The following is a 10606-nucleotide window of genomic DNA, read 5'->3' as shown; positions in this document are numbered from 1 at the left end:
TCCAGGGCTCGAGGCACGTCCTGGGCCGAGGGTGCGTACTCGGCGGTGGTCGGCTCATCCGGCTGCTTAAAGAGCGGCTCCAGCAGCCACTCGGGTGCATCAGCCACCTGCCGCTCTGCCGGCGACTGGCCGGTGATCCAGTGGTAGCCGCCAGTGCTGGGGTGAGCGCCGGCGATTACCGATTGATGACCCTCCCAACGCAGCTCAAAGACCGTGCGCCTGGAGGCGACTTCGCCACCACTGACCCAGCAGCGGCGCCCCCGCAGCAGCGGCCAGAGCTCACGGGGAACCCGAAAGGCCAGCTGGCCGCGGTGCGGCAGGCCCGATGACCAGCCCACCGTCGGCGGTAGCTCCCGATGTGAACGCCCGTAGATCCGCCGGAAGCAGGCCCCGGCGCCACGGCCGTCAAAATCCACTGCCAACACCCCCGATGCTGAGCCCAGCAGCAGACCCACCGCCTGAACATGGGGATTAGCCGCCAGGGCGGCAATCGCGTCGAGGTCGTAGCGGCAACGGGCCCAGGCCTCCAGGGGCTGACCGCTCTGGGGGTCTACCGGTCGCTTGCGGCCATCGATCGGCAAAAGAGCCCAGTCGGAATCGATCGCCTGCAGGCTCTCGATCAGCTGGGGATGCAGGGGCATCAGGAGACCTGAGGGCGAAGGGAGGTCAGAGCAGGCGGGGCTGGCAGGACGCCGTTGCGTCAACGGGGCGCAGCTCAGCGGCGGGCACCAGGTTGCGGGCGTCGTGAACAGCGATGCAGCGGCGGGGACCGCCGGGCAGACGGCGGGCGCTGATCAGGGCGGAGGCGCCGCTGAGCGCCACCACCAGTCCGCCGCTCCAGTGGCAGCCAAGGAACACCCCAACCCGATCACCGCGGCGGAACGCGGAGAAGTCCCGGGGCGATCGGGCCAGACGGCGATGGGCGGGGCTGCGGGGCCGCCAGCTGCCCTGGGGCGGGCCATCAGCGCTGGCCATGGGAGCGGCTGAGGCGCTGGGCGGCTTTCTGCTGGCGGCGGATGTGCTCGCGCAGGATCCAACGCAGGAAGGTGGTGCGCGGCTCACCGCCGCGGTTCTCGTCCAGCCAGAGGATCAGCTCGGCGGGCAGGCGTACTGCAAGAGGACGCAAGGCTCGGCATCGCTGGGAGCTGCACCGTATCCCGATTGCCCCAGCCTTGCAAGGGCGAGGAAAATTCTTCTATGGCGGACTCGCCGGCAAGAGCGTGGAGACGCCGCGTCCTGCCGCCATGAGCCGTTGCTGCGCTAGCGAGATCGCCGCCGCGCTGGAGCGCCTGATTGCCGGCGAGGCCTTTCTGGCGGATCGCCCCTGGCAGCAGATCTGGTGGGGCGTGATGCGGCTCGACCTGCTCAGCGGCTGGCGCCTGGCGATTGGGATCGAGCGCGATCAGCTGGGGGCCTGCCAGTCGGCCACCGCTCCCGATGGCCGGACTTGGGTCTACGGATGTCAGCGCGACGACTGGACGCTGGGGCCGCAGGCCAGGGTTCTCGATCCGGTGGCCCTGCTACCTGCCGCATCGCGTCGGGCGCTGGAGCAGCGGCTGCGCACAGCCTGCTGCTGGCCGGCGCCCCTGCAACAGGAGGCGGCCGCTCTGATCTCCCTGGCGCAGCTGCAGCGGATTAGCGGCCGAGCAAAAGGGGGCCCGCTCCAGTCCTCGGGCAGCACCAAGGACGAGAAGGCACCCAGGAGAGCCAAGCTGCAGCAAGGCTTGTGATTGCTGGGCGTATCGCGTCCTATGCCTTAGCGTTGCCCTGAAAACCTCAGCCTTGTGAGGCATGGCCGAATCCTTCGCTGACATCGAGGCTCGCCAGGCCGATGCGCGCCTCGCCTTCGGGCGGATGCTGCGGCAGTGGCGCGAGCGCAACGGCTGGACCCAGTACACCGTGGCCGACTGGGGCAAGGAGGCTGGTTTCGCCGCGATCAGCTACGGCAACCTCAGCGTGATCGAGCAGGGCAAGGCCGGCGAGCTGCGCCGGCCGGCCTTCTTCCAGCTCGCCGAGGTGAATCGCCGTCTAATTGAAAAGGACTGGGGCCGGATCAAGACCCAGGCCCTCAAGGAGCGGCTGAAGGACGCCACGCCGATCGTCGATGACGACGGCAGCCCCTGGGGGCCGATCGAGCTTTGGAGCTGCTACGTCGGGTTGCGGCCAGTACCAACCGCCTACGCCGTCAAGCCCCGTCCCGAGGCCCCCTCGGTTGCCATGAAGGAGGCACAGGAGCTGAGCCGCGCCTGGCGAGATCAGGTCAGCCAGGCGGTGGAGAGCAGTGGACTGGATCCCTTCGAGGCGATTCAGGCGATTGCCCGGCTGGCTCCGGCGGGCCAACGCAAGCAGCTACGCACCGTGCTCACCTCCTTTGGCGACTACGAGCCGGCCGACCTGCAGGAGCTATGGGACGGCGAATGGCTGCCGGAGTGCTGGATCCGCAGCTGGAAGGAGAGCTGCTCAGCACCAGCAACCAAGCAAAGCAGCAAGGCCTCGTAGTTCCGAGGAGGTATTGCGGCTTGCGTTAGCGAGCCCCTAAGATTCGCGCCATGCGGGCGACGGTCCCGCCCTAGGCCCTATGGATCCCCTTGTTCACCATGCTCCGCCTGAGGCGGAGCCGCTCTCGCCCCATCAGCAGCACTGGCGCGCGGAAGCCCAGATGGCGGAGGCCCTTTCGGAATTCCAGGCCCAACTGCAACCCGCCAGTGAGCTGACGCTGCTGGCTGTGATCGAGGCCGCCAAGCCGGCCTTTGCGCGCGGCTTCAGCTTCTCGGTGCGCAGCGGCAGCGGCGGCACCACGGTGCTGCTCATGCACAAGGGTGGCTCCCAGCAGAGTGCCGATGACGACAGCTACGACGCCGACTTCTCGATCAGCGCCCGCCTGCTCGCCGGACTGCTAGGCATTCCCGTGTTCGCATCTCCTCGCCCCAGCAAGGACGAGGAGAGCACTCCAAAGCAGAAGGCCGAGGTTGTCACCACGGCCCCATCCGCATCAGCCGCTGGAGCTCAGGCAGTGATTGAGCACGCGCCAGAGGGAGTCATGCCCGAGCAAGGCGACGAGGAGCTTCTGGATCCTGAGCTGGAGACCCCCTCTACTGCTGAGCCCCTCGATCCCCAGCTCGAGCCGCTGAGCGCAGAAGAGATCACCACCCTCACCGCGATGCTCAAGGCGATGGCCCGCAATGACAAGGAGAGCTGGAAGCGCTTCACGATCGCCTTCCGCTCCCACTTCCAGGTGCCGAGCACCGCCCGCACCATCACCGATCGCGTCACCCAGCGCCGCCATGCCGACTTCATCGACCGCTTCGAGCGGGAACTCGCGGAGCCGATCGGATGAGCAGCTGCAACTGCGCCATGCCGTTCTCCTGCTCAACGCCGTGGCCGATCAACGCGAGCGCGACCTGGCCGATCGCTTCTACCGGGATGTCCCCGATGGCCGCATCCAGGGTCTGCTGCGGGGGGCCTGTGACCTTCATCTGCTGCGCTGGCTCGCCAGCGCCGTCGAAAGCTGCTGCGAGCCGCCACTGGCTGCTGCAGCACAAGGTCACCGGCCAGTTCCTGCAGACCATCTGCCAGTGGATGCCGGTCTGGACATCCAGCCCTGAGGCGGCCTGGCAGTTCCACCTGCCCCAGCGGGCCACGGCCCTGATCCATGACGTCGATGGACTCGGCGCGGCAATCGAGGAGCTGCGGCTGGTGGCGATCCAGCGGTGCCCACCTGCGCCGGGGCGGACGCCCCAGTGGATCGTCGATGGCTGAGCACATACCCGCACCTCCCGCACCACGCGGCGGCCACCGCCGGATTGCCTACGGCCACCGGCAACACGAGCAGTCCGCCAGCCGAGACCCGGGCCACTACCTGCAAGCAAAGGTGCGCAGCGATGTCTGGCAGGTGCTGGAGCAGCTGCGCCAGCAGCACGGCCTCTCGATCAGTGGCGCCGCCCATCACCTGATGCGCCTGGGCGCAGGACTCGATCCCCTCCCTCCCCTCAACACCCACACCTCTTCTCATGGCGATTGAACTGAACGACGGCGCCCGCAGCGCCGCCCCTGTGATCCGGCTGCAGCGCCTCGGCGAGGTGGCCCAGCTGGCGGTGGTGCGCACCGAGCAACGCAACCGGCTGCGCAAGAACCTGGCTACGGGCGAGATGGAGCCGATCCCTAACGGCAAGGACCGCAGCGGCAACCCCAAGGTCAAGCAGGAGATCGTCATCCACTGCGTGGCGATGCCGGGCACAACGATGGAGGCCAAGCTCGGCGATGAGGCCGCGGTGCCGGCACCCGGCGAGCGGGTGCGCGTGATCCTCAAGGCCAAGGGCTTCGGGGACTGGATCGAAGCCCGCAAGCAGCACCGCCGCGGCAAGCTCAACGTCGGCGACGTGCTGACGCTGGAGACCCGCTGGGCGCTGCAATACGACCAGGACGGCAACCCCAAGGGCACCAAGATTGAGACCCAGGCCGAGGCTGATGCGGTGCCCCGCAACGTCACGGTGGGCTTCTACGGGCCGGTGCACCTCACAGAAGGAACCAGCAACCAGTGGATAGAAGCGGCGGAGCAGGCCTATCGCAATGACCAGAGCGCTGAACGTCAGCAGCGCGCCATCCCCCTGGACGCCGGCGATGACTTCGCCGACGAGTTCGGTGACGACGAGGAGCTGCCCTTCTGATGAGCAGGCCTTCCACCCCACGGCGACCCCAGCTGCCGCCGCTCTGCCGCCGGGCGCAGCATCGCCACACCCTGGTGTCGATCACCAACCTGCGGCACCTGCATCAGTTGCTCTGGCTGGTGCTGATCTTTCAGGTGAGCACCTTGCTGCTGGTCACCGCTGGACCGGTGCCGAGATCAATCATTAGCCCTCTGCTGCGATGACCAGTTCCTTTCCTCGAGCAGCTCGGGCCTGGATCAGCACCGCCGAAGCCTGTGAATTACTCGGCATCAGCCGCGAAACCCTGCGTCAGCTGCGGCTGCGCGGGGTGCTGCAACCCGGCAAGCACTTTCGCCGCTGGGGCTGCACCGAAGGCAAAGGGCCCCTGCAGTGGCACCTGGAAAACGTGGAGGCCAGCATCACGGGCTGGAGCAGGCGGCATCTGCGGCACTGAAAGCCACAAGCCGGACGTAGAGTCGTGTCTCTACGGGTGGCCGGGAACGGCCCAAGGCGTTCCTTGACCCAGTCCAAACCTCAAGGTCGTTCAGCTGACGCCAGCCAGCACTTCCCGCAAGCGATCCGCCGCTGGGGGAACAGCCTGGCGGTCAGGCTCCCGGCGGATTGCTTGCGTCAGGCCGGGCTGCAAGAAGGCGATGAGATCGACATCGTCGTTGGACCAGACGGCCGCCTGAGCCTGGAGCCTCTGCGCAAGCTGGATCGCTCTGCTCTTGCCACCGATCTGCGCCAGCTGCAGGCCACCATGCCCCTCACCCCATCGGTGATCGAGCAGTGCCGCGCTGGTGAGCGCTGGTGATGACAGACCATCAATGATCTATCTCGACACCAGCGTCGTGGTGGCTCTGCTCACCCCGGAAGAGAGCAGTTCGCTCGCCCTCGACTGGTTTGCGCAGTCCCGCGAACCCTTGATCAGTAGCGACTGGCTGATCACCGAAACCCACAGCGCCCTTGGCATGAAGCAGCGTCTTCACGGCCTCAGTGCTGAGGCACGCCTGGCCGCTGGGGAGCAATTCGAGCGCCTGCTGCAGGGCGGAGTTGAACTGCGCTCGCTCGATCGCGGCCGCTTCCGTCAGGCGGCCGAGCTGCTTCAGGATCCGGCCCTCGGCCTGCGGGCTGGTGACGCCTTGCATTTGGCGGTGGCGCTGCACAGCCGCTGCACCCAGCTGGCCAGCTTCGATATTCGGATGCAGCAAGCGGCACAGACGCTTGGCCTAATGCCTGCCCTCCCGTAGCCAAATGGCCAGCAAGCGCAGCCTCAACAGAGGCACACGCTCCTACCGAAGAGTGGCTTGTCTTGCAGGCTCAAGCCAGGAAGTTGCAACTACAGGAGAGATCTAGTAGCGAATGGCCGGCGGAGATCTGAGTTTCTCTAGGCAAAGATTCATGCCTGTAATGAATCCCCTCGAGTCGGCAGCGGCTAGGAGTGGGTTGCGCTAGCCCCTCCGATGAGAACAAGAAGAAGTGCCTTGATAGCAACTCTCGTCTGCTTTCACATTGCACTGCCTGTGATAGCGGTCGAGAACATGCCTTCCAGCAGCAATGAAGTTGTCAACTACCTTGATTTGTACATCAGGGACTACAAGGCAAAGGCGCTACCTTTTTCAAAAGTACTCTCGACGGGTCAAGGTGGCATCGAAAGGTGCTTTTCGATCAGGCTTACAGGGGCAGGCTTTGCTTCATCTCTTGTCATTTCTATGACGGCTACACTTCAAAGTGGAGTAGTTATTACTTGGAGCTACAGCCATACGAGAGCACATGTTTTGCACTGGCTGGCGGCTGCAATACAATCACCTTCCCAAAGCCTGACTCTCGTATAAAGATCAGCGTCGGGAGCCAAGAGTTTGATGTGGTAATGACCGACGAGAGCCGGTATCGATATTACTTGCCACTTGCGCTAAGGCAGGCGATGGTGGCTAGTGACGGCATCCCTGTAACTATTAAGACGACATGGGATAAGTATCGCAATTACAGGGTTGGGGATGAATCTCGGAAGCTGCTAGTCGCGGTGCTCAACCAAAATGATGAAATCGAACCGCCACGCATGGTTGATTCATCTATTCAATCAGTGGAAGAAAGGCTTAACGAGCTCATGAAGCTGCGTGAGAAGGGTCTGATTGATGAGCAGGAATACAACCGGCTCAGGCAAAAAGCTTTAGGCCTCTATGTCAGTGCAAGGATCCTGCCCATCTCAACCTGCGTCAAAGTGCTTCATCGCTTAAGCGGCGCGCTGCTTTCGCAAAGGCATCATCAACCACGTCATCTCCGCACCAACGGCTGTAAGCAGCAAGATGGGTTTCCACTGAGTGGCCCATGGCTGCTGCAACCACCTTGGGCGGTAGCTCGCAAATAACGTGAGCGCGATGGGCATAACCGTGGCGGCAGGAATAGAGAACCAGCTTTTCGCCCTTTTCTTCATATTCGCGCCGTAGCTGTTGCCAGAGAGGACGCCGCCGCATATAGGTGCCAAGGTCCTCAGCGCCATGACCTGGTCGCATCGGCGGCATGCGGTCAGCTCGAAATGCTTTCTCGAGCTCCCAGGGCTTGGCCCATTCGTCACATGGCAGCAGTCGCAAAACCCTTGATCGGGTGCGACCTCGACTGGAAACCTTCTGGTAGGTGGTCCAGAGCTGCCCTTTCTGGAACTCCAGGTGTTGCAATTCTTCCGGCCGCAGACCGTAGGCAGCCATTAACTGAAACGCCAATCGCCAGCGCAGATCAGGTATGGCCTCTGCCAAATCCAGCACATGGCTGGTCTCAATGGGTGTTGTAATCCCCCGTTCTTCTCGCTTGCGGCCCACATAGATAGAGAGATCAAGCGGCGGTGCCCAGGATGAAGGTAAGCGTTCTGAATCGACGCCCCAACGTAAAAGTGCTGCCGTGAATTGAACCTGTAACTGACGGCCACGCGATCCGGGCCTGTCCTTCCAGGACTCAATCACGCCCTCCAGTAATTGTTTAGGTGAAATGGGTCGACGCTTTCCGCCAACGGCCTCGAGGATTACACCCATTCGCCGCCAATAGAGCTGATCCCAGGTGCTCTGCTTGATTGCCCCACTGCTGAGTTTGTGATCTTTGAATCCTTGAATTAATTGAGGCCAGTTGATTGCTTCGCTAACCGTCAATCTGATATGGCTTGATTCCTCCGTAGGAATTCGCGCGTGAGTCTCGATGGCTAGATCAAGGGGTACGCCATCGCTGTAATCGGCATGAATAGCAAGAATGGCTGCATGAATGGCCTGCCGCTCAGAAGCGGCCCAATCAAATAGCAAAACCCGCTGCTGGCGTGCACCACCTGCGGCAGAAGCTGAGACGTTCAGCAGAACCCGCCCACGCATCTCAGAAACAGTCCAGCCACTGCGAGGTCCCAGATCCGAGGTGAGCGACAAGCGCAGCGCTGCTACCCAGCCACGGTCTTTGGCTGCCCGTGCTGGGCGAGAGGCAGTGGTGGCTTTTGGCACGGCTCTAGGAAATCAGGCACGCACGACACCCCTTGCAAGAGAATCTGCAAGAGAATCACCTTTTAAGCTTGGCACGCTCCGCCACTGCCCGCCATCGGCTGGCAGGGCAAAAGCCAGTGACAACAATGGTTTTGAGCCAGTAAATCCAGTTATTGCAACCGGTCCGAAGGACCCCATTTCAAGGGCTTTGGGAGCACTAGGTCGCAGGTTCGAATCCTGTCGCCCCGATTGACTTTTCACCGATTGACCAAGGGAGATGCGCACAAAATGCGCACAATCTCTTGGGCTCTCGCTTCTTCCGCGACTGAAGCGAGAGCTCTTTCAGCCTGCTGCGTGAGAGCAAAAGGGCTCTGCAGAAGGCGAAAAGGGCTTGGGCTATGCCCGAGAGATCGCTTGGATCTAAGTTTTTTCCTGCCACCCCTGGTTTCGAGGATCCCCCAGGCTCCCCTTACTGCCAGTCAGCACCTCAACGGGTCAGCCCCTAACCATTTCCAGCACCACGACACCCCTGGCAACACCTGCTACGAGCGCAGCCGCAACTGCTACAGGCTCCTGCAGGCCTTGGAAGCCATCAGAGAAGCCCTTATGGCCGGCGGCTGTCTCGGGTGCTCGTCACACCCGAACAGCTGTCCTGGGGCCGGGTCGGGATGGATCAGGCCACCCGCTACGGCCTAGTGCAAGCAACACGGTGCTGCTGGTGGAGTTCCTGGATGTGCCCTGGGGCTTAACAAGAGAGCGCAGCGAGGGCTCCAGGCGTCGTCGGCTGTTCTGAACTTGCCACAGCTGCGCCGTGGCTGAGGTCAGACAGCCGCCGCCGCCCTCCGCCCCTGCCCTGGGGTGCGGGGATGGAGCGCAAGGGGGGGCATGCCCGCGGCTGCGGTGCCAGATATTCCAGAAGGCTGGCTGATGATTGAGATGGGAGTGAAAGCCCTGGGCTTTGGTTATGCCCGTCCGACTGGATTTGGCCTGCGTCTGTCAGCAAAGATCCGTCAGATCGCTTGATGCAGCTGGCCTTGGCTGAGCCAATAATGCAATTGTACTGGTAGAATAAGGGCTGCGCCAAAGGCCCCAAGCCCATCGCCTGCGGTAATCCAATCCCCTGATCTCGCCAGCACTGCCGCTTTTCTTTTTGCGATGTGTTGCCCCGATCAGTTGTCACCTCTGGCAGCTGATTCATGGATCTTTGTATTCCTTCTGGGCCCGCAGTGGCCCCATCCCATTCGCTTGTGATCGCGGCCGGGGGCGGTCGTGATCTGGCCTGGTCCCAGCAGCGCATCGCCGCTGAGCTGCTGGCTCGCTCCCGCGGCCGGTTGGTGCATTTGCTCCTCCATGGCGGTGCCCGCGGCGCTGATGCCGCCATTGATCGGGCGGCCCAGCAGCTGGGCTGGTCTTCCGCGGTGATGCCAGCCCAGTGGCAGCTCCATGGCCGGGCCGCTGGGCCAATTCGCAATCGTGAGTTGCTCGAGCAGGCCGTTGCCCGCGCTGTTGCACACAGCTCCCCTGGCTATCAGGCCTCGGTGCTGGTGGTGGCCTTCCCCGGTGGTGCTGGCACTGCCTCGCTGGTGAGAGAAGCCCGCCGCATGGCCTCCCATTCCCCGGTGCCGATCTCCGTGGCAGAGGTCAGCCCAGCTGCCGGGCGCTGCGCTGTTCCTGTTGCTGCCATCGCTCTCAGCTGATTTCGCAGCAGAAGCTTTCTGGCCTCTGTGGCGCCTGCCTGCACGTCCCGTTTCCTATTCGTCCGCTTTCACCGTCATGCCTGTTCTCACCCCCATCCCTGCTCCAGTCGCTGCACCTGCCCCAGTGGCAGCCCCCTCGGCATCAGGCCCTGCCTGCTCGCTGCAGCGCTCTGGTTCCCTTTGGCAGCTGGGCAGCGAGGCCCAGGAGCTCACCACCGCCATCTCCCAGCTAGCCGAGCAGCTGGAAGCTGATGATCCCGAGCGGCGGGCCCTGGCCCTCGCCGAGCTGGAGGCAGCCCTACTGGCAGAAGAAGGCAATAAAGCTGCCCTCGCAGCTAAGGCCGATGCCACCTGCTGGGTGATTGAGCACCTGCGCGGCCAGGCCGCCTACCGCCAGCAGCAGGCCAAGCGGCTCACCGATCTTGCCCGAAGTGATTCAGGCCGGGCTGATGCCCTGGAGGAATCGCTGATCTTTGTCCTCACCCAGCTGCAGCCAGCGGCTACTCGCTTCTCCTTCCCCGATCACGAGCTCTCAAGCCGCAAGTCCTCAGCTGTCGTGATCGACGACGAGCAGGCCCTCGATGCCGAGTGGCTCACCTTCTCCACCACAAGCAAGCCGGACAAGAACGCCATCAAGGAAGCCCTTAAAGCCGGCCTCCTTATCACCGGCGCCCAGCTGCTCAACCGCCGCTCCTGGCGCATCCACTGACGAAGGGCTAGAGGCCCCCGCGCATGGCCTGCTGCAGTGGCTGGCCCTTTCTTCCTGATCCGATTTCGCTCCTCTCTTCTTCTCGCTCCATCGCTTCCC

The 10606-nt window shown here is 63.5% G+C and carries 18 protein-coding genes; 14 read left to right on the top strand and 4 right to left on the bottom strand.

Annotated elements, in window-relative coordinates:
* The 3 genes from KBY71_RS12910 to KBY71_RS12900 form a co-directional block, all read right to left on the bottom strand.
* Positions 1-641 (bottom strand): bifunctional DNA primase/polymerase (locus KBY71_RS12910; RefSeq protein WP_254929301.1); only part of this gene is annotated, 641 nt, incomplete at its 3' end.
* A 25-nt stretch (positions 642-666) separates the two neighbouring features.
* Positions 667-975, bottom strand: coding sequence for a hypothetical protein (locus KBY71_RS12905; RefSeq protein WP_254929300.1), 309 nt, complete (start codon positions 973-975; stop codon positions 667-669).
* On the bottom strand, positions 962-1126 hold the full coding sequence (locus KBY71_RS12900) for a hypothetical protein (protein ID WP_254929299.1): 165 nt from the start codon (positions 1124-1126) through the stop codon (positions 962-964). Before KBY71_RS12900 ends, KBY71_RS12905 begins: the two co-directional genes overlap by 14 nt.
* A gap of 46 nt (positions 1127-1172) precedes the next feature.
* On the opposite strand from KBY71_RS12900, the gene KBY71_RS12895 reads away from it, so the two are divergent.
* The 11 genes from KBY71_RS12895 (at position 1173) to KBY71_RS12845 (ending at position 5896) form a co-directional block, all read left to right on the top strand.
* On the top strand, positions 1173-1730 hold the full coding sequence (locus KBY71_RS12895) for a hypothetical protein (protein ID WP_254929298.1): 558 nt from the start codon (positions 1173-1175) through the stop codon (positions 1728-1730).
* Between the two features lie 61 nt (positions 1731-1791).
* The gene (locus KBY71_RS12890) at positions 1792-2499 is read left to right on the top strand and encodes a helix-turn-helix domain-containing protein (RefSeq protein WP_254929297.1); all 708 of its coding nucleotides are present in this window, start codon (positions 1792-1794) and stop codon (positions 2497-2499) included.
* A gap of 79 nt (positions 2500-2578) precedes the next feature.
* Complete coding sequence (locus KBY71_RS12885) at positions 2579-3337, top strand: hypothetical protein (RefSeq protein ID WP_254929296.1); 759 nt, start codon at positions 2579-2581, stop codon at positions 3335-3337.
* A gap of 40 nt (positions 3338-3377) precedes the next feature.
* Complete coding sequence (locus KBY71_RS12880) at positions 3378-3605, top strand: hypothetical protein (protein WP_254929295.1); 228 nt, start codon at positions 3378-3380, stop codon at positions 3603-3605.
* Positions 3580-3759 (top strand): hypothetical protein, encoded by a 180-nt coding sequence (locus KBY71_RS12875; RefSeq protein ID WP_254929294.1) that lies wholly within the window; start codon positions 3580-3582, stop codon positions 3757-3759. Before KBY71_RS12880 ends, KBY71_RS12875 begins: the two co-directional genes overlap by 26 nt.
* Positions 3752-4021: a hypothetical protein gene (locus tag KBY71_RS12870; protein WP_254929293.1), complete on the top strand. Its 270-nt coding sequence runs from the start codon at positions 3752-3754 to the stop codon at positions 4019-4021. Before KBY71_RS12875 ends, KBY71_RS12870 begins: the two co-directional genes overlap by 8 nt.
* Positions 4011-4667, top strand: a complete 657-nt coding sequence (locus KBY71_RS12865) for a hypothetical protein (protein ID WP_254929292.1) — start codon at positions 4011-4013, stop codon at positions 4665-4667. The genes KBY71_RS12870 and KBY71_RS12865 overlap by 11 nt, the downstream gene beginning before the upstream one ends.
* Positions 4667-4870, top strand: coding sequence for a hypothetical protein (locus tag KBY71_RS12860; RefSeq protein WP_254929291.1), 204 nt, complete (start codon positions 4667-4669; stop codon positions 4868-4870). Before KBY71_RS12865 ends, KBY71_RS12860 begins: the two co-directional genes overlap by 1 nt.
* Positions 4867-5100 carry a helix-turn-helix domain-containing protein gene (locus KBY71_RS12855; RefSeq protein WP_254929290.1) on the top strand — a complete coding sequence of 78 codons (234 nt, stop codon included), beginning with the start codon at positions 4867-4869 and terminating at the stop codon, positions 5098-5100. Before KBY71_RS12860 ends, KBY71_RS12855 begins: the two co-directional genes overlap by 4 nt.
* Before the next feature lie 24 nt (positions 5101-5124).
* A complete protein-coding gene (locus KBY71_RS12850) occupies positions 5125-5460 on the top strand; it encodes an AbrB/MazE/SpoVT family DNA-binding domain-containing protein (protein ID WP_315858562.1) in 336 nt (111 codons plus the stop codon).
* Positions 5447-5896, top strand: a complete 450-nt coding sequence (locus KBY71_RS12845) for a type II toxin-antitoxin system VapC family toxin (protein ID WP_254929288.1) — start codon at positions 5447-5449, stop codon at positions 5894-5896. Before KBY71_RS12850 ends, KBY71_RS12845 begins: the two co-directional genes overlap by 14 nt.
* Positions 5897-6862: 966 nt before the next feature.
* On the opposite strand, the gene KBY71_RS12840 is transcribed toward KBY71_RS12845, so the two are convergent.
* A complete protein-coding gene (locus KBY71_RS12840; protein WP_254929287.1) occupies positions 6863-8050 on the bottom strand; it encodes a hypothetical protein in 1188 nt (395 codons plus the stop codon).
* A 936-nt stretch (positions 8051-8986) separates the two neighbouring features.
* Here KBY71_RS12840 and KBY71_RS12835 point away from each other — a divergent pair.
* The 3 genes from KBY71_RS12835 to KBY71_RS12825 all read left to right on the top strand — a co-directional run bounded on the left by KBY71_RS12835 (position 8987) and on the right by KBY71_RS12825 (position 10507).
* Positions 8987-9124, top strand: a complete 138-nt coding sequence (locus KBY71_RS12835; protein ID WP_254929286.1) for a hypothetical protein — start codon at positions 8987-8989, stop codon at positions 9122-9124.
* A 203-nt stretch (positions 9125-9327) separates the two neighbouring features.
* Positions 9328-9798 (top strand): DUF2493 domain-containing protein, encoded by a 471-nt coding sequence (locus KBY71_RS12830; protein ID WP_254929285.1) that lies wholly within the window; start codon positions 9328-9330, stop codon positions 9796-9798.
* A gap of 124 nt (positions 9799-9922) precedes the next feature.
* Positions 9923-10507: a siphovirus Gp157 family protein gene (locus KBY71_RS12825; RefSeq protein WP_254929284.1), complete on the top strand. Its 585-nt coding sequence runs from the start codon at positions 9923-9925 to the stop codon at positions 10505-10507.
* The last annotated feature ends 99 nt before the right edge of the window (positions 10508-10606 follow it).

The organism is Cyanobium sp. T1B-Tous (genome assembly GCF_024345475.1).
Lineage (GTDB): Bacteria > Cyanobacteriota > Cyanobacteriia > PCC-6307 > Cyanobiaceae > Cyanobium_A.
This window is presented reverse-complemented; position numbering and strand designations above follow the sequence as displayed.

Coding starts and splice junctions, on each gene's coding strand:
- KBY71_RS12905 (WP_254929300.1), bottom strand. CDS start 975: ATGGCCAGCGCTGATGGCCCGCCCCAGGGCAGCTGGCGGCCCCGCAGC.
- KBY71_RS12890 (WP_254929297.1), top strand. CDS start 1,792: ATGGCCGAATCCTTCGCTGACATCGAGGCTCGCCAGGCCGATGCGCGC.
- KBY71_RS12885 (WP_254929296.1), top strand. CDS start 2,579: ATGGATCCCCTTGTTCACCATGCTCCGCCTGAGGCGGAGCCGCTCTCG.
- KBY71_RS12875 (WP_254929294.1), top strand. CDS start 3,580: ATGCCGGTCTGGACATCCAGCCCTGAGGCGGCCTGGCAGTTCCACCTG.
- KBY71_RS12870 (WP_254929293.1), top strand. CDS start 3,752: ATGGCTGAGCACATACCCGCACCTCCCGCACCACGCGGCGGCCACCGC.
- KBY71_RS12865 (WP_254929292.1), top strand. CDS start 4,011: ATGGCGATTGAACTGAACGACGGCGCCCGCAGCGCCGCCCCTGTGATC.
- KBY71_RS12860 (WP_254929291.1), top strand. CDS start 4,667: ATGAGCAGGCCTTCCACCCCACGGCGACCCCAGCTGCCGCCGCTCTGC.
- KBY71_RS12855 (WP_254929290.1), top strand. CDS start 4,867: ATGACCAGTTCCTTTCCTCGAGCAGCTCGGGCCTGGATCAGCACCGCC.
- KBY71_RS12835 (WP_254929286.1), top strand. CDS start 8,987: ATGCCCGCGGCTGCGGTGCCAGATATTCCAGAAGGCTGGCTGATGATT.